This is a genomic window from Natronococcus sp. JC468 (assembly GCF_012163165.1).
Classification (GTDB): domain Archaea; phylum Halobacteriota; class Halobacteria; order Halobacteriales; family Natrialbaceae; genus Natronococcus; species Natronococcus jeotgali.
The window spans coordinates 58,943-78,719 of sequence record NZ_JAAVUO010000001.1; the positions used below are offsets into that span (position 1 = coordinate 58,943).

Annotated in this window: 17 protein-coding genes and 1 tRNA gene; 8 read left to right on the forward strand and 10 right to left on the reverse strand. The window is 69.1% G+C overall.

From position 1 onward, the window contains the following. Positions 1-14: 14 nt before the first annotated feature. Positions 15-98 (forward strand) — tRNA-Leu (locus tag GWG54_RS00355). 272 nt (positions 99-370) lie between these two features. Here the strand turns inward: GWG54_RS00355 and GWG54_RS00360 are convergent. From GWG54_RS00360 to GWG54_RS00380, 5 genes are all read right to left on the reverse strand, one after another. Beyond that, on the reverse strand, positions 371-3,445 hold the full coding sequence (locus GWG54_RS00360; protein WP_167935884.1) for a PAS domain S-box protein: 3,075 nt from the start codon (positions 3,443-3,445) through the stop codon (positions 371-373). 69 nt (positions 3,446-3,514) lie between these two features. After that, positions 3,515-5,008, reverse strand: a complete 1,494-nt coding sequence (locus GWG54_RS00365) for an aldehyde dehydrogenase family protein (RefSeq protein ID WP_167935885.1) — start codon at positions 5,006-5,008, stop codon at positions 3,515-3,517. Positions 5,009-5,077: 69 nt separating this feature from the next. Continuing rightward, positions 5,078-5,758: an RNA 2'-phosphotransferase gene (locus GWG54_RS00370; RefSeq protein ID WP_167935886.1), complete on the reverse strand. Its 681-nt coding sequence runs from the start codon at positions 5,756-5,758 to the stop codon at positions 5,078-5,080. Between the two features lie 64 nt (positions 5,759-5,822). Continuing rightward, positions 5,823-6,800 carry an LLM class flavin-dependent oxidoreductase gene (locus tag GWG54_RS00375; protein WP_167935887.1) on the reverse strand — a complete coding sequence of 326 codons (978 nt, stop codon included), beginning with the start codon at positions 6,798-6,800 and terminating at the stop codon, positions 5,823-5,825. A gap of 153 nt (positions 6,801-6,953) precedes the next feature. Then, positions 6,954-8,522 (reverse strand): amidohydrolase, encoded by a 1,569-nt coding sequence (locus GWG54_RS00380; RefSeq protein WP_167935888.1) that lies wholly within the window; start codon positions 8,520-8,522, stop codon positions 6,954-6,956. 117 nt (positions 8,523-8,639) lie between these two features. Here GWG54_RS00380 and GWG54_RS00385 point away from each other — a divergent pair, with 117 nt between their 5' ends. The 3 genes from GWG54_RS00385 to GWG54_RS00395 all read left to right on the forward strand — a co-directional run bounded on the left by GWG54_RS00385 (position 8,640) and on the right by GWG54_RS00395 (position 11,127). Then, entirely contained in the window at positions 8,640-9,035 is a 396-nt protein-coding gene (locus tag GWG54_RS00385) for a hypothetical protein (RefSeq protein ID WP_167935889.1), read from the forward strand. Between the two features lie 48 nt (positions 9,036-9,083). Further along, positions 9,084-10,310 carry a hydroxymethylglutaryl-CoA reductase (NADPH) gene (gene hmgA / locus GWG54_RS00390; RefSeq protein WP_167935890.1) on the forward strand — a complete coding sequence of 409 codons (1,227 nt, stop codon included), beginning with the start codon at positions 9,084-9,086 and terminating at the stop codon, positions 10,308-10,310. Between the two features lie 136 nt (positions 10,311-10,446). Then, positions 10,447-11,127, forward strand: coding sequence for a TrkA family potassium uptake protein (locus GWG54_RS00395; RefSeq protein ID WP_167935891.1), 681 nt, complete (start codon positions 10,447-10,449; stop codon positions 11,125-11,127). A 117-nt stretch (positions 11,128-11,244) separates the two neighbouring features. Here GWG54_RS00395 and GWG54_RS00400 read toward each other — a convergent pair whose 3' ends face one another. Next, the gene (locus GWG54_RS00400) at positions 11,245-11,769 is read right to left on the reverse strand and encodes a DUF5817 domain-containing protein (RefSeq protein WP_167935892.1); all 525 of its coding nucleotides are present in this window, start codon (positions 11,767-11,769) and stop codon (positions 11,245-11,247) included. Positions 11,770-11,874: 105 nt separating this feature from the next. Here GWG54_RS00400 and GWG54_RS00405 point away from each other — a divergent pair, with 105 nt between their 5' ends. Further along, a complete protein-coding gene (locus tag GWG54_RS00405) occupies positions 11,875-12,213 on the forward strand; it encodes a cupin domain-containing protein (RefSeq protein ID WP_167935893.1) in 339 nt (112 codons plus the stop codon). An 81-nt stretch (positions 12,214-12,294) separates the two neighbouring features. Further along, a complete protein-coding gene (locus GWG54_RS00410) occupies positions 12,295-13,674 on the forward strand; it encodes an NRAMP family divalent metal transporter (protein ID WP_167935894.1) in 1,380 nt (459 codons plus the stop codon). Positions 13,675-13,692: 18 nt separating this feature from the next. On the opposite strand, the gene GWG54_RS00415 is transcribed toward GWG54_RS00410, so the two are convergent. The 3 genes from GWG54_RS00415 to icd all read right to left on the reverse strand — a co-directional run bounded on the left by GWG54_RS00415 (position 13,693) and on the right by icd (position 17,142). Then, positions 13,693-14,121, reverse strand: coding sequence for a GNAT family N-acetyltransferase (locus tag GWG54_RS00415; RefSeq protein WP_167935895.1), 429 nt, complete (start codon positions 14,119-14,121; stop codon positions 13,693-13,695). Between the two features lie 81 nt (positions 14,122-14,202). After that, positions 14,203-15,303, reverse strand: coding sequence for a polysaccharide deacetylase family protein (locus GWG54_RS00420; RefSeq protein WP_312854240.1), 1,101 nt, complete (start codon positions 15,301-15,303; stop codon positions 14,203-14,205). Positions 15,304-15,879: 576 nt separating this feature from the next. Next, positions 15,880-17,142 carry an isocitrate dehydrogenase (NADP(+)) gene (gene icd / locus GWG54_RS00425; RefSeq protein WP_167935896.1) on the reverse strand — a complete coding sequence of 421 codons (1,263 nt, stop codon included), beginning with the start codon at positions 17,140-17,142 and terminating at the stop codon, positions 15,880-15,882. Positions 17,143-17,430: 288 nt separating this feature from the next. On the opposite strand from icd, the gene GWG54_RS00430 reads away from it, so the two are divergent. Both GWG54_RS00430 and map read left to right on the forward strand, forming a co-directional pair. Then, complete coding sequence (locus GWG54_RS00430; RefSeq protein WP_167935897.1) at positions 17,431-18,396, forward strand: isoaspartyl peptidase/L-asparaginase; 966 nt, start codon at positions 17,431-17,433, stop codon at positions 18,394-18,396. 227 nt (positions 18,397-18,623) lie between these two features. Beyond that, the gene (gene map, locus GWG54_RS00435) at positions 18,624-19,520 is read left to right on the forward strand and encodes a type II methionyl aminopeptidase (protein ID WP_167935898.1); all 897 of its coding nucleotides are present in this window, start codon (positions 18,624-18,626) and stop codon (positions 19,518-19,520) included. On the opposite strand, the gene GWG54_RS00440 is transcribed toward map, so the two are convergent. Continuing rightward, a complete protein-coding gene (locus GWG54_RS00440; protein WP_167935899.1) occupies positions 19,517-19,717 on the reverse strand; it encodes a hypothetical protein in 201 nt (66 codons plus the stop codon). The genes map and GWG54_RS00440 overlap by 4 nt on opposite strands. Positions 19,718-19,777: the final 60 nt, after the last annotated feature.

Sequence of the window (19,777 nt, forward strand, 5' to 3'; positions counted from 1 at the left end):
CGAGTGCGTTCCGCGCGAGGGTAGCCAAGCAGGCCAACGGCGGTGGGCTTAAGACCCGCTCCCGTAGGGGTCCGAGGGTTCAAATCCCTTCCCTCGCATTTCTGCTGCGAGCAACTCGCGAGCAGCGGGAATCGAACTGTGGGATTCGAATCAGACCGAGGTTCTGCGAGCGGAGCGAGCAGGTTCTCGGGCGTGGTTCAAATCCCTTCCCTCGCATTTCTGCTGCGAGCAACTCGCGAGCAACGGCGTTCGAATCGAAGATTTGCACGGAAAGAATCACAAGCGAGTGCGTGCGTAGCGAGCACCCGTCTTCGCGCGGTTCGACTCCCGGGAGCCCGACTCGAGCGCCACGGCGGATCCCGATCGACCGCTACGTCTCGTCGACCGCGGGTAGCGTCACCGAGAACGTCGCCCCCTCGCCGGGTTCGGAGTCGACGGCGATCTCGCCGCCGTGGCGCTCGACGATCCGCTGACACAGCGCGAGTCCGATCCCCATCCCCTCGTGCTCGCCACGGCCGTGGAGCCGCTGGAAGACCTCGAACACGCGGTCCTGGTCGTCGGGGTCGATGCCGATCCCCTCGTCGTGGACCGCGACCGACCACCGATCGCCTCGCCGCTCGGCGTCGACGCGAATCGTCGGCGGCTCGTCGCCGCTGTACTCGATCGCGTTCTCGAGCAGGTTCTGGAACACCTGCCGCAACTGGTCGGCGTCGCCCTCGACCCGGGGGAGCCGATCGACCGTCACGTCGGCACCGCTCTCCTCGATCCGGAACTGCAGGTCGGCGCGAACGTCCTCGACGATGTCCTCGAGGTCGGTCGGCTCGAGGGGGCTCCCCTGGGTTTCGACGCGGGAGTACTCGAGCAGCCCGTCGATCATGTTCCGCATCCGATCCGCGCCGTCGAGGGCGAACGCCAGAAACTCCTCGCCGTCGGCGTCGAAGGCGTCGCCGTAGCGGTCCTCGAGCAGCCGGAGGTAGCTCGAGACCATCCGCAGGGGCTCCTGGAGGTCGTGGCTGGCCGCGTACGCGAAGTGTTCGAGCCGTTCGTTCGAGGTCTCGAGCTGTTCGATCGTCTCCTCGAGCTTTCGGCGGTACTCCCGGCGCTCGGTGACGTCGGTGAGCGTCACGACCGCGCGGCGCACGTCGCCGCGGCTGTCCCTGACGGGCATTCCGTGTTCCATGATGATCCGCCGTTGTCCGTCGAACGTCCGGATCTCGTAGACGTTCGGCTCCGTCACCTCCTCGCCCCGGAGGACTTGCGACATCGTCCATTCCTCGGGCTCGACGGGGTCGCCGGAGTCCGCCCAGACGGCGTCGTACTTCTCGTACTCGTCGACGGACTCGGCGTCGAAGACGTCCCCGCCCCAGATCTCCCGGGCCGCGGCGTTGGCTCTGACCAGCGACCCGTCCGCGTCCGCGACGACGGCGCCGACGGGCAACACCCGGAAGAGCGTCTCGAGTTGCCGGCGCTGGTTCTCGGCCTCGAGCTCGGCCCGCTTGCGCTCCGTGATGTCGGTGAGCGCGCCCGGGAACGTCTCGGCGTCGCCCGCCTCGTCGCACTCGACGTGGCCGCGAGCGAAGACCCAGCGGATCTCGCCGTCGGCGTCGCGAACGCGGTACTCCGCTTCGTACTCGCCGCAGCTCTCGAGGGCGTCCTCGATCCGCGCCGCGACGCGGTCGCGGTCGTTCTCGTGGACCGACGACAGCACTCGCTCGAGCGGGAGCCCCTCACGCGCGCGCTCCGGATCGAGGCCGAACGTTCGCGCGAAGGAGGCGCCGGCGACGAGCGCGTCCTCGGTGACGTCCCACTCCCAGGTCCCGACCGCGCCGGCCTCGGTCGCGGCCTCGAGTTGCTCCTTGGCGTCCTCGAGGTACCGCTCGCGTTCCTTGCGTTCTGTGACGTCCCGGAAATAGACCGAGATCCCGGTTTCGGACGGGTAGAGGTTCGCCTCGACCCAGAACCCGAGCGTATCGTAGTAGAGCTCGTAGCTGGTCGCCTCCTGGGTCTCCCGCGCCGTGTGGAACGCGTTCCAGACCTCGTCGAGTTCGGCGGCCGACGGGAACACGTCCCAGAGGCGCTCGCCGAGCAGTTCGTCCTCGGAGTGCTGGAGGAGGTCCTCGGCGCGGTCGTTGACGTGGGTGAACCGGAACTCCTCGTCGACCGCGTAGAACGCGTCGGAGATCCTGCCGAACACGCCCTCGAGTTCGCTCTCGAGCCGTCGCTCGCGCTTCCGTCGCTCGGTCATGTCCCGGGTTACCTTCAGGTAGCCCCGGTGAGTGCCGTCGGCGTCCCGAATCGGGGAGATGGTGACGTTCGCCCAGAACTGCGATCCGTCCGCGCGGACGCGCCACCCCTCGTCCTCGACCGAGCCGCGCTCGGTCGCTCGCTCGAGGTTTCGCTCCGGAACGCCCGCCGCGCGGGCCTCCTGGGTGTAAAAGACCGAGAAGTGCTCGCCGAGGATCGCCTCGGGGTCGTACCCTTTGATCCGCTCGGCGCCCGCGTTCCAGCTGATCACGCGCCCCTCGGGATCCAGCCGGAAGATCGCGTACTCCTCGATCGAGTCGACCAGCGAGCGAAACTCCTCGCGGCTCTCCCGGAGGGCGCTCTCCGAGCGTTTCCTGTCGGTGATGTCGTAGTAGAGCTCGATCCGTCCGCCGGCGTAGCGGCCCGACTCGATCGGTTTGCTGTAGTGCTCGAGCCACCGTTCCTCGCGGTCCTCGCCCGGCGTGATCCGACACTCGAAGCGCTCGACGGAGCCGTTGTCGTCGTAGGTCGCCGTCACCGTCTCCGCGAATCGGTCGGGTTCCGCCACGACGTGTTTCGTCGTCTCCTCCACCAGGGTCCGTTTGTCGCGGCTGACGATCGCGTCCCGATCCAGCCCGAAGTACCGTGCGACGGTCTCGTCGGCCCACGCGATATCGAACTCGTCGTCGAGGACGAACGCGCCGATGTCGACCTCGTCGAGGACGTCGGCGACGGTGTTCGGCGGCGCGTCCGACGGCTCGAACGAGTCCAGCCGCCGTTTCTGTCCGGTGCGATCCCGTACCACGCCGATCGTCCCCCGGCGATCGCCGACGCTCCCGAGCGGAGCGACGCGGAGTTCACACGGCACGGTTTCGCCGCCGGCCGCTTGGAGCCCCAGCTCGAACGTCGCGGGGTCGTCGCTCGCGCCGGCGCGTCGATCCGCTACCGTGGTTTCGATCGCGGACGCATCGCCGTCGGCCAGAATCAGCGAGACGTGCGCCCCTAGGAGCTCGTCGCGCGCGTAGCCCGTCAGGCCGACGATCGCATCGTTGACCGCGACGAAGGTCCCGTCGCCGTCGAGTTGGTAGAGTCCGTCGTCGATCGTCCCGACGAGGGTTCGGTACCGCTCGAGCGCCGCGTCGCCGTCGGAACGCCGCCAGAACACCCCTCCCCCCTCGTCGGAATCCGCTCGCGTACTCATGTCCGCGTAGTGGCTATTGAAACGGATAAATTTCCCGTCAGCTGCCGACGGCGCCCCGACGAGCGCCCGCTAGAAGGGATACTCCCGGGGCTCGCGCTGGATCGAGACCCACTTCGTCGTCGTCAGCTCCTCGAGGATGGACTCGCCGTTGTACCGTCCCAGCCCCGACTGTTTCACCCCGCCGAAGGGGACGTGGGGCTCGTCGTTGATCGGCTGGTCGTTGATGTGGACCATCCCGGTGTCGATCCCGTCGGCGATCCGCCGGGCCTGCTCGAGGTCCTCGCCGTGGACCGACCCCGACAGGCCGTGGATCGTGTCGTTGGCCAGCTCGATCGCCTCCTCGTCGTCGGCGTACGGAATCACGGGGGCGACGGGGCCGAAGTGTTCGTTGGACGCGGCGGCCGCGTCGTTGTCGACCCCCGAGAGGACTGTCGGCTCGACGATCAGCGAGTCGTCGACGCCGTCGATTGCGGCCGTCTCGCCGCCCGCCTCGAGGGTCGCGCCCGCCTCGACGGTCTCCGCGACGAGCTCGAGGATCTCGTCGCGCTGGCTCTCGTCGATGATCGGCCCGATAATCGTCTCCTCGTCGGTCGGGTCGCCCGTCGGCAGGCTCGCGGCCCGGTCGGCCAGTGCGTCGACGTACTCGTCGTAGACCGACTCGTGGACGAGGTGGCGGTTGATCGAGATGCAGGCCTGGCCCTGGTGGAGGAAGGAGCCGAAGACGCCGCCGTCGACGGCTCGCTCGAGGTCGGCGTGCTCGGTGACGACGTGGACGTTGTTCCCGCCCAGTTCCAGCGCCGGCAACGCGTTGTTGCCCGCGGCCCGCTCGCCGACGCCCTGGCCGACCGGCGTCGACCCCGTAAAGGCGACGACGCGGGGGACGTCGTGACCCGCGATCGCGTCGCCGATTTCCGAGCCCCGGCCGGGGACGACGCTCAGCAGTCCCTCGGGGACGCCGGCCGCCTCGAAGATCCGCGCGAGCAACAGGCCGCCGGTGATCGGCGTGTTCGAGGCCGGTTTGAGGACGACGCCGTTGCCCGCGGCAAGCGCCGGCGCGACGGCCCGCATCGACAGGTGCAGCGGGAAGTTCCACGGCGAGATGACGCCGACGACGCCGACGGGTCGACGCTCGACGACGTTTTCCTTGCCCGGCGTGACCGACTCCGCGTGCTCGCCTTTCATCCGGAACGGAAAACTCGCCGCCTCCTGCATCATCCCGCGGGCGGTCCGGATCTCGGCGTCGGCCTTGACGGGCGCGCTGCCGGACTCGACGGCGAGCAGCTCGGTGATCGCCTCGCGGTGCTCGCCGACGTACTCGAGGGCGGCCGTCACCAGTCCGGCCCGCCGCTGGGGCGGCTGCTCGGTCCAGGACCGCTGGGCCTCGCGGGCCCGCTCGTACGCCCGGTCGACGTCGTCGGTCGTGCCGGCGGGAACGCTCGCGATCTGCTCGCGGGTGTAGGGGTTCTCGACGGCGATCGACTCCCGGTCGCCGGGATCGACCCACTCGCCGCCGAGGTAGAGCGTGTTCCAGCCAGCGTCGGGTTCGAGGGGAAGCTCCGTCATACCCGACCCTATCCCGGTGGCGCGGATAAGCCACCGACCCGCACCTGCAACGTCGCTCGCGGCTCGCCGTCAGCGATCGCCGACCGGTTCGTCGCCGCCCTCGAGGTACGCCGGCGGTACCCGGTCCGTCGTGTACGTCTCGCGGCCGCGTTTCGCGATCCGACGCCCGTCCGCGAGCATCTCCGCGGCGTCGACGACGAGGACGACGGGATCGCTCGCGTGGCGACGCCCGACGCGGCGGGCGGCCTCGGGACTCACCGAGAGGTGGACGTGCTGGCGGGACATCGGCCGCAGGCCCGACTCGCGGATCGACGCGAGGTTCGACGGGTCGGTGCCGTGGTAGAGCTCGTCGGGGACGGGCGCGTCGGTCGGCTCGAGGTCGACGTCGACGGAGTGGCCGTAGGCCGCACGGACGCGGTCGCCGCTCCCGTCGTCGCCGTCACTGCCAGTTCGTTCGAACCGCCCCTTCGGATCGGTCGCGATCACGGCCGCGACGTGCTCGGCACCCGCCCAGTCGTACGTCCGTTCGACGGCATCGACCAGCGCCTCGAGGCTCGCCCACCCCCGCTCGTCGAGCTCGAGGCCGGCGTCCTCGGGGAAGTGTCGCAGGGCGCCGCTCGCGTACTTCGAGAGGCGACGTCGTCGATCTCCCGAAAGGAGCGTCTCGCCCTCGTCGCCGCAGCGAGGACACCGATCGTCGTCCGTCGCGAACGGTCCGTGGTCCGGACAGTTTCGAATCGGCTCGGTCACGCTCGAAGGGAGACACTCGAGAGGGAAAGCTCTCTCCCGACCGTCACGGCCCGCCTTCGGTCCGCTACCGATCGGGCGCGAGCGTCTCGATCGTCAGCTCCGTCACCGCGCTCGAGGCGGGCTCGGGGACGACGACGATCGGGTAGTCGATGACGGTGTCGGCGACGAGGGACTCGAGGCGCTCCCGGGCGTCCGCGGGCGTCCCCGCGACACCGAGGTCGGCGATCATCTCGTCGGTGACGGCGTCCGCGGCTGCCCCCCGTTCTCCCTCCCGCCAGGCCTCGGCGATCCGCGCCGCCTCGTCGGGGTACGCCGAACCGACGGCCCGTCGGTACCCCTCGCCGCTGCCGACGTAGTAGGCGAGGTGGCCGCGGATCGCGTCTCGAGCCGCATCGAGGTCCTCGCTGACGGCCGCGGGGACGTACGGCGCGACCGTGATCTCCTGGGGATCGCGGTCCCGTTCCCGGGCCGCCTCCGCGACCTCCTCAAAGGCGTCCTCGAGCCGCGAGAAGGGGATGTTGTGCGGGATCCAGCCGTCGGCGAGCCGACCGACGACCCGTCGGTTCACCGGCCCCAGTCCCGCGTGGTAGATCGGCGTCGGCGCCTCGAGGGAGGGAAACTCGCTCGCCGCGAGCAGTTCGCCGTCGTAGTCGACCCGTCCCTCCCCCGCGGTGAACGCGCGGACGAGTTCGATCGTCTCGTGGGCGCGACGCACGGGACGGTCGAAGCTCTCGCCGTGGAGGTCCTCGACGGACTTCCTCGTGCTCGTGCCGACCCCGAGCGTGAACCGGCCGTCCGAGACCCGCTGCAGCGAGGCCGCGGTCATCGCGAGGACGGCCGGCGAGCGCGAGTAGACGTTCAGAATCGCCGATGCGATCCCGAGCTCGTTGGTTCGGGTCGCGATCTCGGTCGCCCGGACGACGCCGCTCTCGCCCCACAGCTCGGGCAGCCAGACGTCGTCGTATCCCAGTTCCTCGGCGCGGACGGCGACGTCGGCCTCCGCGAGCTCGTCGGTGCTCGTCGTCAGCAGTCCCGTGTCCATGGGCGACCCGACGACGGGCGGGGACAAAAGCGTCGGTGCCGCCTCGCACTCGAGCTCGCGCGGCGTCGTCCCGTCGGGCTCAGAACAACGCGCAGTATCGCCGACAGAGAGCACCACCGGTACTGGCTCTCGAGGTGAGGCGTTCCGGCCCCCTCAGTTCTCGAAGACGACCTCGCCGTCGACCACCGTCGTCGCCACGTCGATCTCGTCGATTCGCTCCGGCTGCGCCCACGGCGAGTCCTCGAGGACGACGATATCGGCCCGTTTGCCGACCTCGAGCGTTCCCAGTCGGTCCTCGTCGAACCCGGCGTAAGCGGAGCCACGGGTGTAGGCGCGGATCGCCTCGGTGACGGAGAGGCGCTGGGCTTCGGTCGGCGCGTTCACGGCGTAGTCGATTCCCAGCAGGGGATCTAGCGGCATGCAATCGGAGCCGAACGCGAGGTCGATTCCGCGCTCGAGCACGTCCCGAAAGCGGTTCGTCCGCTTCCGACGCTCGGTGCCGAGTCGCTGATCGTAGAGCCCGCCGTCCCCGGCCCACTGGTGGAAGTTCGGTTGCATCGAGGCGACGATCCCCGATTCGGCGAGTCGCTCGAGCTGGTCGTCGGTCGCCAGCTCGACGTGTTCGATTCGGTGGCGCGACCCTGCGGGATCGTCGGTCGCCTCGAGCGCCGACAGGGCCTCCTCGATCGCCTCGTCGCCGATGGCGTGGGCGGTCACCTGAAAGCCCGCGCCGTCGGCTCGCTCGACGATGCCCTCGAGTTCGTCGGGCGTGATGACCCATTCCCCGTCGTCCTCCGGGTCGGGCTCCGCCTCGCTCCCGTCGGACTCGTATGGCTCGAACAGCTTCGCCGTCCGCGCGCCGATGCTGCCGTCGGTGTAGGTCTTGATCGCGCCCGTCCGCACCCGGTCGCCGCCCGCGTTCGTCGCGAGTCCGACCTCGACCGCGCTCTCGAGGTGGTCGGCCCAGTAGTTGATCCGCACCCGTACCGGCAACTCGCCCGCGGCCGCGAGGTCGCGGTAGACCCGCGGCGAGCGGGAGTTGCGAACCATGTCGTGGACGGCCGTCACGCCCTTCGCGGCCGCGCGCTCGAGGCCCGCCGCGACCAGCTCCCGGGTCTCGTCGTAGCCGGGGGCGATGTGCTCGCGGACCCGCTCTGCGGCGTCCTCGATGACGACGCCGGTCGGCTCGCCGTCCTCGCGGCGGACGTCGCCCTCGGGGAGTTCGTCGGCGAGTTCCTCGAGGGCGACCGAGTTCAGCGACGCGGCGTGCATGTCGACCCGCAGGGCGACGACGGGGCGGTTCTCGCTCACCCGATCGAGCTGTTCGCGGGTGAGGTACGCTCCGTCGCCGTCCCACTCGCTCTCGTCGTAGCCGAAGCCCTGTACCCATCCCGACTTGGTCTCCGCTTCTCGCTCGGCGAGGCGCCCGAGACACGCCGCGGCGTCGTCGGCGCCCGAGAGGTCGGCGTGAACCAGGTACCGGCCCGCGTTCTCGACGTGGGTGTGGGCGTCGATAAAGCCCGGGAGGACGACCCGACCCTCGCAGTCGATTCGCTCGGTCTCGACGCCCTCGAGGAACTCGATCTCGTACGCGTCGCCGACGCGGACGACCTCGCCGTCCCGGACGGCCAGGGCCTCCTCGGGGTCGGGTTCCCCGTCGCTCTCGCCCGCGAGCGTGTATATCCGCGCGTTCGTCACCACCAGATCTGCGGCCTCGGTCATGGGTAAGATCCCACACGCGAGGACGAAAACGGTAGTGGTCGTCGTCTCGCGGCCGTCCCGCGAATCCCGTCGTATCAGGCCAGAAACTAGTAGTGGCCCGGGAGCGAAGACGCTCGCATGTCGAGCCGAGAGAACCGGGCGATCCTGGCCGCGTTCGGGCTGTTCGTGCTCGTCCTCGCCGGACTCTCCGTCCTCGAGGGAACGTTCGGCGTCCCGGTCGGCGACGGCCCGCTCGCCGCGCTCGCGTTCGCCGTCGCGATCGTCCTCCCGCAGCTGTACCTCGCGCGAACCGACGACGAGGTCGCGCCCCGGACCAGGCTCGGGGTCGCCGCCGTCCTCGCGGGGCTGTTCGCGATCGGGTTCGTCGTGGCCCCGACCGGAACGCCGTCGCTGCTCCTGTTCGGCGCCGCGGGGATCGCGCTGCTGGTCGTCTGCCGGCGCGAGATCCGGGCGGCCTACCGGGAATCGATCGGGAACGACGACGCCAGCGGCGACGCCGCGTCCCGGCCGTAGTCGAGTCGATCAGCAATCCTTAGGACCGGGCCGCGTGTTGGCCCCACCATGACAGATCCCGCGTCTCTCGCCGACAGGGTCCAGGAGGGGGAGCTTCGCATCCACGAACTCGAGGACGAGGCCGACTTCGACGCCGCAGCGGAGGCCCGCCGCCTGCTCCTCGAGCGCGAGACCGACGCCGACCTCGAGGCGGTCGGCGACTACGCGTTCCCGGCCGAACGAGCGGAGCCGAACATCGAGAACATGATCGGCGCGGCCCAGGTGCCGCTGGGCGTCGTCGGCCCCGTCGCCGTCTCGGGGGGGGCCGTCGACGGCGAGCGCTACCTGCCGCTGGCGACCACCGAGGGTGCCTTGCTGGCGTCGGTCAACCGCGGCCTCTCGGCGATCCGCTCGGCGGGCGGCGCCGACGCCCGCGTCACGAAAAACGGGATGACCCGCGCCCCCGTGTTTCGGGTCGACGGCGTCGCCGAGGCTGCCGAGACCGTCGAGTGGGTCGAGGACAACCTCGAGGCGCTTCGCGATGCGGCGGAGTCCACGACGAGTCACGGCGAGCTCCTGGGAATCGAACCGTACGTCGTCGGCGACTCGGTCTACCTGCGATTCGCCTACGACACGAAGGACGCGATGGGGATGAACATGGCCACGATCGCAACCGAGGCGGCCTGCGAGGTCGTCGAGAGCGAGACGCCGGCCTCGCTGGTCGCGCTCTCGGGGAACCTCTGCTCCGATAAGAAGCCCGCCGCGATCAACGCCGTCGAGGGGCGGGGGCGCTCCGTGACGGCGGACGTCGTAATTCCCGGCGACCTCGTCGAAGACCGTCTCCACACCACCGCCGAGGCCATCGTCGAGGCCAACACCCGAAAGAACCTCGTGGGCAGCGCCAAGGCCGGCAGCCTGGGCTTTAACGCCCACGCCGCCAACGTCGTCGGCGCCGCGTTCCTCGCGACGGGACAGGACGAGGCCCAGGTCGTCGAGGGCGCGAACGCGATCACGACGATGGACGCCCGGAACGCGGAGGACGGCGCCGCCGACCTCTACGCCTCCGTCTCGCTGGCCTCCCTCGAGGTCGGCACCGTTGGCGGGGGAACCAAGCTGCCCACCCAGTCGGAGGCCCTCGACGTCCTCGGGCTCCGGGGCGGGGGCGATCCCGCGGGCTCGAACGCCGACGCCCTGGCCGAGATCATCGCCGTCGCCGCGCTGGCGGGCGAGCTCTCCCTGCTCGCGGCGCTGGCGTCGAATCACCTCGCGAGCGCCCACGAGGACCTCGGACGGTAGCCTCGGCGTCCGAACCGTCCGATCGAAGCGACGGTGGCGAGACGGTCGGTTCGCGTCCGATAAGATGCTCGGAGGTTGGTATATGATACCACACCACTAATAGAGCGGAACGCGAACGTGAGGTGAGGTGGATCGCATGGCTACAGATCCGTTGCGCGTGATCATCGTCGGCGGTGGACGCGTCGGCTACCGCGCGGGCCGGCTGCTCGACGGCTACGGCCACGAGGTGGTCGTGATCGAGCGGGACCCGTCCCGCTGTGCGGAGATCGACGACCACTTTCCGACCGTGATCGAGGCCGACGCGACGTTACCGCCCGTGCTCCGGGAGGCCGACCCGGAAGCCAGCGACGTGATCGCCGCGCTCACCGAGGACGGCGCGACGAACCTGGCAGTCTGTCTGGCCGCCCGGCGGATGAACGAGTCGATCTACACGGTGTTGCGGACCGACACCGAGTCCAGACACGAGTACGGCGAGTTAGTCGACAGCGTCGTCTACCCCGAGGCGGCCGGCGCGCGGCTCATCGCGAACGAGATCGTCGGCAACGCGCCCCGCGTGTTCAACGCCGTGACCGGCGATATCGAGATCGTTCGGGTAGAGGTAGGGACCGACGCCCCGCTGGCCGGAGAGACCCTCGCCGACGCACCCCTCCCCGACGGCTGTCTCGTCATCACCGACGCCGACGCGAGCACCGTCGCCGGAGCCGAGACCGTCCTCGAGCCGGGTTGCCAGTACATCGTCGCCGTCGATCCCGACGACTTCGGCGAGGTCGTCGAACTCCTCTCGGGAACGGTCAGGACGGTCGGCGGTGGCCCCTGAGGCGACAATCAGCGGGCGGGACGGACTATCGCGGCAGCGATCGCTCTCGAGTCCGGACCGTCGCGACCGCGACGGAGCCGTCCTGGCGGTGAGCGACGGGTACCCCGCACACTGCACTCAGAGACGTCGGTACCGCCCGCGGCTCTCGCTGACCTCGCCGCGCCTCGTGAGCTTCTCGAGCGCGTCCCGAACGTACTCGGCAGACACGCCGTGCTCGCCCGCGTAGTCGGCGACCTCCTCGGCGGTCGGGCGTTCGAGCTCCGCGAGCGCGCGCTCGACGATCTCCTTCTTGCTGCCGCTGTTCGTCGTTCCTCGGGGATCGCGCTCGCCCGCGGCCGCGAGTTCGTCCGCGTCGAGTCCCGACTCCTCGAGGTAGGTCTCGTCGTCGACGACGCCGTCGGCGACATCGCGCTCGAGTTCGGAAAAGGAATCCAGCTTCGCGAAGGCCTCGCCCTCCCCCTGGCGGTTCGCGAGCATCGAGGCGCGGACGTCGCGGGCGTGGTCGGCGTCGTCGGTCTCGACGAACTTCTTGCGCCGCTCGTAGGCCTTCCGTGAGCCACAGCGGGGACACTGCGTGGTCTCGGAGCGGCCCTCGATCATCCAGAGGTGCGAGCACTCGCTGCAGCCGACGACGGCGTACATGCTAGCTCGAGGTGGGACGGCCCCGTAGTTCAAGGTTCGGCACGCGGAGCGAAAGTGGTCGTTGAGGCGTAGTACTATTAGCACCGCCCTCGCCTCTCGGAACGTATGGAACGCGTTTCCCTGTCCGACCTCGAGACCTCGGAAGCGGCCGACGGCGTCCACCTCGCGCTGATGGCCGGCGCCGAGGAGATGAACGTCCAGCACTTCGAGGTCGAGTCCGGCGCGACCGTCGAGGAGCACAGCCACCCCCACGAGCAGACCGGATTCATCTACGAGGGCGAACTGACCTTCCGGATCCAGGACGAGGAGATCGTCTGCGGGCCGGGCGACGCCTACGCGATTCCGGGCGAGCAGGCCCACGCCGCCGAGAACCGCGGCGACGAGACAGTTCGGGGCGTCGACATCTTCAGCCCACCCCGCGAGAACCCGACCTGGCAGGACTAACGACGCGACCGTCCCGTTGCCTGCCGGCCATCCACCGACGAATACCACGGAGTTTTATCCCTCTCAGCGCAAGGAAGACCGATGGGAACGGAGACGCGATCGTCGGATCGGTGGGGAATCGGACGCGTGATCGGCTACCTCGAGCGACTGGGGCCGACCTGGCTCGCGGGCGCGATCGCCGCGGGGCCGGCGACGATGGTCAGCCTGCTCGTCGCGGGCGCGAGCTTCGGCTACACGCTGCTGTGGGTCGTCGTCCTCTCGGCGATCCTGGGGACCGTCGGCCAGTACCTCGCGATGCGACTGGGGCTGCTCACCGAGGCGGGGATCGTCGCCGTCGTCGAGGACCGCCTGGGCTCCGGCTGGGCCTGGGTGCTCGTGATCGACGCCGTCCTCGCGGCCGGGCTCGCACAGCTGGTAATCATGAAGACGCTGGCTGAGGTCAGCGCGACGATCGTCGGCACGGCGGGCGTCGCCGCCCTGGCCGATCCACGACTCTGGGGCGTCGCCTGGGCGCTCGTCCTCGCGCTGGGGCTCGCGGGCGGGGGCTACCGTGTTGCGGAACTCGGCGCGAAGCTGCTCGTCTCGCTCGTGGTGCTCGCGTTCGTCGCCTCGGCCTTCGTCGTCCCGATCGACCCGATCGAGGCCGCGGCCGGACTGGTTCCCTCGATGCCGGCCGACGTTGGCGGGGCGGTCGTCGCCGCGGGGGTGCTGGGCGGTGCGGTCCACATCACGCTGCTGACGATGCAGAGTTACACGATGCGCGCTCGAGGGTGGACCGAGCGCGACCGCGGGATCGCCCGGTTCGACGTCGTCAGCTCGATGCTCGTCGCCTTCGGGATCTTCAGCCTCGCGATCTTTCTGGTCGCGGCGAGCGTGCTGCCGGGGGTCGCCGACCCCGCGACGATCGACGAGATTCAGGCCGCGCGGGCGCTTGGCCCGATCGCGGGCGAACACGCGACCTGGCTGTTCCTGCTGGGGCTGTGGGGCGCGGCGGTCTCGACGCTAGGCGGGAACACGATCGTCCCGCCGTACCTGCTGGCCGACAAGTTCGGCTGGGAACAGTCCGTCGACGACCCGCGCTACCGGGGTGCGCTCGTCGCCGTCGCGCTCGCCTCGGCAGTCGGCGCGTTCCTCGAGGGCGCTTTCTTCGAACTGCTCGTGCTCGTGCTCGCCTTCGGTCTCGTCGGGACCCCCTTCGCGCTCGCAGCCATCCTCGTCTTGCTGAACGATCGCGACGCCGTCGGCGAGACGAACTCGCTCCTCGAGAATGTCGGCGGGCTCGCCCTCTTTGCGGTCGCGGTCGTACTGGCGGTCGAGTTCGTCCTCGAGGAGCTGCCGGCGGCGTCCGCGGGCGACCCGACCGCGCTGTTCGTCGTCGCCTTCGCCGCGGCGATGTCGCTGGCGATCCTCGGGCTCGTCGGGACCGCGGTTCGAGGTCGGCTCCGCGCCCGTTCGGGGTAGCGATGGGGCCGCTCGCAGTTACAGCTCTTTCCGCATCCGCACGTGGGGAATGCCGGCCTCCTCGAACGGCTCGCCGTATCGGTCGTACTCCAGATCCCCGTAGAAGTCGGCCGCGTGCGTCTGGGAGTGGAGTTTCAGTTCGTCGAAGCCGTCCGCTCGCGCCCGTTCCTCGAGACGGGCCATCAGCTCCCGACCGATCCCCTCGCCGCGTCGCGGTTCGAGGACGGCCACGCGCTCGACCTTGCCGACGCCGTCCTCGAGTTCGCGCAGCCGCGCGGCCCCGACGGGCTCGTTCCCGTCGTAGGCGACGACGTGGACGGCCTCGGAGTCGTGGTCGTCGTACTCGAGGTCCTCGTCGACGCCCTGTTCCTCGACGAACACCGCGTGGCGAACGGCGAGGGCGTCCTCGCGCTCGGCGTCGGACTCGACGACGCGGGTCTCGATCATGGGCGGCAGGTACGGCGACGCGACTCGAGAGCGTTACGGTACGGACGCTTCGACGGCTCGCGGCCGACGATCGCCGAGCGGCTACAGCGCCTCCAGCCTCGCGAGGGCCTCCTCGATCGTCACGATCGCGAGGTCGTGCTCGAGGGCGGCCTCGATGGTGTAGCGAAGCCGATCCTCGGTGAGGGTGTCGTACTGGGAGTGACCGCCGACGATCGCGAGAACGTCCTTCTCGACGGCGGTTTCCATGAACGCGTCGACGTCGTCCTCGGTAGCCGTGTCGGTCTCGACGTACATCCGATGCATCGCCGTCGGATCCAGCCCTGCCAGCTCGTTGTGACCCCGGCCGTAGCGGTGGTTCGCGACCGCGGGATAGCGCTCGCGGACGATCTCCTCGGCGAGACCCTCGGACCGTCCGTACGGATAGACGAAGCCCGTCACCTCCAGCCCCCACGACTCGAGGCGGTCGTCCGTTCGCTCGAGGACCTCGCGCATGAACGACCCGGGATATCTGACATACCCCGACTGGCCGACGGTCTCGGCGATCGGTTCCGCGAGTTCGACGTACTCCCCGCTCGAGTCGCTACCCCGGCCGACGGCGGTGGCGGTGGTCTCGGTTTCCTCGTCGAAGATCACGAGCGGGTCGTCCTCGATGGCTCCGTGACGGTTCACCTGGACGTAGATGCGGTCGTCGCCCTTGCGGGCGGGCTCGGTCAGGCCGATGTGGCCGAGCGCGCGGTGGCGGTAGGTGTGCGATAGGACTCCCCAGCCGTCGTCCTGCATCTCCCGGAGCTGGGCGGGATCGAGGTACCCGTTTCGCTCCTCCATGTGGCCGGGGCAGGCCGCCGTACAGCCGGGAACGCCGTACTCCCGGTGGACCTCGTAGGTGAGCGTGTAGTCCTCGAGCGGGCTGTCGTCGTAGGTGAACACGACCATCCCCTCGCTGTCCTCGAGTACCGACTCCTCCCCTTCCTCGCGACCGGGCTCGTTGCTCCCCTCCGTCTCGTCTGGATCATCTTCGCCGGGGCCGTCTTCGTCGGACGGCCCCGAACCGGTGCCGTGGCCACGCTCGGTCGAGTCCCGTTCTCGCCGACCGCGGTCCGATTCGTCGTCGCTTCGTCCCGTGAGTCCGTACGCGCCGATTGCGGCCGGAACGCCGGCGATGAGAACTCGGCGGCGGCGCACTCTACTGCACCTCCCCGGTCGAATACCGACGAGTTCGACAGTCAGTCGGAGAGCCACCGACGTTGCGGACGGCGCTTTCGATCCGTTTGTCCGCACGCGAACTGCAGTGCCTGCCAGCATCCGCCGAGTAAGATATATTTTCTAACATTACACACCCGAATCAGCGCACCTTACTGCGGTACTTTGTAATCCAGCTGTTACCGATGGTTTAACTCATGGAATCGGCTTACTACCTGGATAAGTAACCATTCACCGCACGTTTCAGTTCGGACAGATACTGTCGATATCGACCCGTATCGACGGCATACGGCAGAAACTGGAGACGATACCGAGAACGATAGCAGGGGGTGCAGACAGGTCGCTCCGAAATCGTCTCGCCGCTGTCGGCTGCTATTGTTTCGTCAGCTGAAACTATTCGATACAAGAACGCTTCGCTCGAGGTCGTCTCCCGGTTCGAGAGACGGTCCGAAACAGTCGGCGTCGGAACGCGCCGCGTTCCGATCCCCCGGAGCGCCGTTCAGGTGAGCGCCCCGATACGATCGGTTCGGCGAAGCGCTCCGACTGCTCGAAAGCGCTCTACGACAGCTTCTCGAGGTTGTCGACGACCTCGTCGGCGAACTCGCTGGTAGCGAGTTTCTCGGCGTCCTCGAGCTGGCGCTCGAGGTCGTAGGTGACTTTGCCCGAGGAGATGGTCTCCTCGACGGCGTCGCGAACGAGGTCGGCGGCGTCGGTCCAGCCGAGGTACTCGAGCATCATGCGACCCGAGAGGATCATCGCGGTCGGGTTGACCTTGTCCTGGCCCTCGTACTTGGGCGCGGAGCCGTGGACGGGTTCGGCCAGCAGGCGGCCGTCGCCGAAGTTGGCGCCGGGCGCGATGCCGAGGCCGCCGATCTGGGCGCCGGCGGCGTCGGAGAGGTAGTCCCCGTTTAAGTTCATCGTCGCGATGACGTCGTACTGGTCGGTGCGGGTCAGCAGCTGCTGGAGCATGTTGTCGGCGATGCGGTCGTTGACGACGAGCGTGTCGTCGTCGACCTCGCCGTCCTGCTCCTCCCAGAGGGTGTCCTCGGTGATGACCTCGTCGCCGTACTCCTCCTCGGCGACCTCGTAGCCCCAGTCGCGGAACTGGCCCTCGGTGAACTTCATAATGTTGCCCTTGTGGACCAGCGTGACCGAGTCCCGGTCGTGCTCGAGGGCGTAGTCGATGGCGCGGCGGACGAGTCGCTTGGTGCCGAACTCCGTGATCGGCTTGACGCCGATACCGACGGGGCCGTCGTGGATGACGTCGTCCTCGCCCATGTCGTCCTCGACGAACTCCTTGACCTGCTCGACCTCGTCGGAGCCTGCCTCCCACTCGATGCCGGCGTAGACGTCCTCCGTGTTCTCACGGAAGGTGACCATGTCCATCTGCTCGGGCTCGGAGACCGGCGACGGGACGCCGTCGAGGTGGTAGGTCGGTCGGACGTTCGCGTAGAGATCGAGCAGCTTGCGAAGCCCGACGTTCAGCGAGCGGAAGCCGGCGCCGACGGGGGTCGTCAGCGGGCCCTTGATCGCGACGCGGTGTTCCTTGATCGCCTCGACGGTCTCGTTGGGGAGGTTCTCGTCGTACTTCTCGCGGGCGGACTCGCCGGCGTAGACGCGCATCCAGTTGATCTCGCGACCGGTCGCTTCCGCGGCGGCCTCGAGCACCTGCTGGGCCGCGGGGCCGACGTCGCTGCCGACGCCGTCGCCGTAGATAATCGGGATGATCGGGTTCTCGGGGACCTCGAGTTCGTCCTCGGTTCCCTCCTTCAGCGTGATCTTTTCCCCGTCCTCGGGGACCTCGATCTTGTCGTAACTCATCTCGTCTGTACCGTGCTCCGATGAGGGTAAAAGACCTCCCATTTCCGCCGATGTTGCGTCGAATTTCCGGCGGTGGGGGCGCGGTTCATCCCAATCGTGGAAGAATCCGTCCGTAGACCCCTCACACCGTTAAAACACAGTTTCGATCGTTATATATCCGTTCGTCGGCTGTCGAAGCCGTATGCGACGAACAGCGACGGCGCCGTCCCGCGATCGCCACCGGACCCCGGACTCGGCGCGGTTCTCCGCGGCGAAACCGTTACCCCGGTGGCCTCGCCAACGGAGGGTATGCAGCTACTCGTCCACGGGGGCGCCGGCGCCGCGCCGAAAGCGCCCGACGCGAGACGGGCCGTCCTCGAGCGAGCCGCCGAAACCGGCGCCGACCGATCGACGCCGACCGAGGCCGTGACGACCGCGATCGGCGTCCTCGAGTCCTCGCCGCGGTTCAACGCGGGGGTCGGCAGCGCCGTCCAGAGCGACGGCGAGATCCGCACTGACGCGGGGATCATGACCGACGATCGGTCGGTCGGGGCGGCCTGTTCGATGCCCGGCGTCGAGCGGGCCGTCGAGGTCGCCCGGCTCGTGATGGCGGAGACGCCCCACGGCCTCGTCTCGGGCGAGCACGCCGTCTCGCTGGCCGACGCCTACGGGATCGAGACGGACGTCGACCTCTGGGTCGAGCGCACGCGCGAGCGGTGGGACGAGCTCGAGCCGCCCTCCGGCGGTCCGCGAAGCGAACTCGAGTGGATCCGCGAGCGGTACGGACGGACGGATCCCGACGGGCGCGACGGGAAGGGCACGACGGACGCGACCGCGGGTGACTCCGATCGCGACACCGTCGGACGAGGTTCGACGGACGGTGCTCCGCGGGATCACGACACCGTCGGCGCGGTCGCCGTCGACGGCGAGCGCCTCGCCGCGGCGACCTCGACGGGCGGGCGCTGGCTCGCGCTCGCCGGCCGCGTCGGCGACGTCCCGCAGGTCGGCTCGGGCTTTTACTGCTGTCCCTCGGCGGCGGTCAGCGCGACCGGCGCCGGCGAGGACATCGCGCGCACGATCCTCTCGCGACGGGTCGCCGGCCACGTCGAACGCGGCCTCGACGCCGACGCGGCCGCGGCGCTCGGGATCGAGGAGTTCGCCGAACTCACCGGTTCGACTGCCGGCGTCATCGCGATCGACGCGCGGGGGCGGCTGGGATCGGCCTACAACAGCGACGGGATGCAGACGGCGCGGGCGACCGATCGGTCGGCGTGAACGCCTCGGGGCTGTCCTCGTCCCCGCCGGGGAACCTCGGCCCCGAGGCGCCACGTCGTCCGTGCCCGAAACTGGCGTCTCTCACGCCACCCGAGCCGAGGCGTTCGACGGGGAAAACGGCCGCGACCGTTTCGTCGGGAAACGGTCCGTAACGTCGCTTCGATCCTCATCGGCCTGAATCGGGGAGAGACGGAACCTCTTTTTGCCGACCGGTACAACTCCGTTACATGGCCGAATCCGAGGTGGACTTCGAGTCCGAGAAGTACGAGAAGCTCCGCGAGGCCGGAGAGATCCTCTCGCAGGTGCGCACAGAGACCGCAGAGCGCGTCGAGGTCGGTGCGAGCCACCTCGAGGTCGCCGAGTACGCCGAGGATCGCATTCGGGAACTCGGCGGTAACCCGGCGTTTCCGGTCAACATCTCGATCGACGAGGAGGCCGCCCACGCGACCCCCGAGATCGGCGACGAGTCGACGTTCGGCGAGGAGATGATCAACCTCGACATCGGCGTCCACGTCGACGGCTGGCTCGCCGACACCGCGATCACCGTCGACCTCTCGGGCAATCCCGAGCTCGCCGAGGCACCCGAACAGGCGCTGGAGGCCGCGATCGACGTGATCGAACCGGGCGTCGAGACCGGCGAGATCGGCGCGGAGATCGAAGACGTCATCGACGGCTACGGCTTCAACCCGGTCGTCAACCTCACGGGCCACGGGCTGGGCCACTGGGAGCAACACACCAGCCCGACGATTCCGAACCGGGCGGTCTCCCAGGGGACGACCCTGGAGGTCGGCGACGTCGTCGCGATCGAGCCGTTCGCGACCGACGGCGGCGGGAAGGTCACCGAGGGCGCCAGCGAGGAGATCTTCGCCCTCGAGCGGGAGGGGTCGGTCCGGAATCGGGACGCTCGCAAGGCCCTCGAGCAGATTACCGAGGAGTTCCGGACGCTCCCGTTCGCGACGCGCTGGCTCGAGACGAGCCGTCCGGAGATGGCGCTGCGCAGGCTCAAGCGCAACGACATCATCCACGGCTACCCGGTGCTCAAGGAGGACGAGGGCCAGCTGGTGAGTCAGAAAGAACACACCGTCATCGTCACCGAGGACGGCTGCGAAGTGACGACGGCCTAGGCGTTGTTCATCCGCTGGCTCGTCCGCGCGCCACAGCGCTTGCACTCGGCGACGCGGTAGGGCTCACGCGAGAACTGCGCGTTCTCCTCCTTGCGGCTCTCGGTTCGGAGCTGGACCGTCACTTCGTGGGGCGTCTCGAGGCCGCAGTTCTGGCAGTGTTCGGTCAGCCCGTTGAACGAGTCGTCTGTCGTTGCCATTACGCTTCCATTCTCGCAGCACATCTTAAACCTCCGCATCGTTTCGAAAAGTAAGCTGAT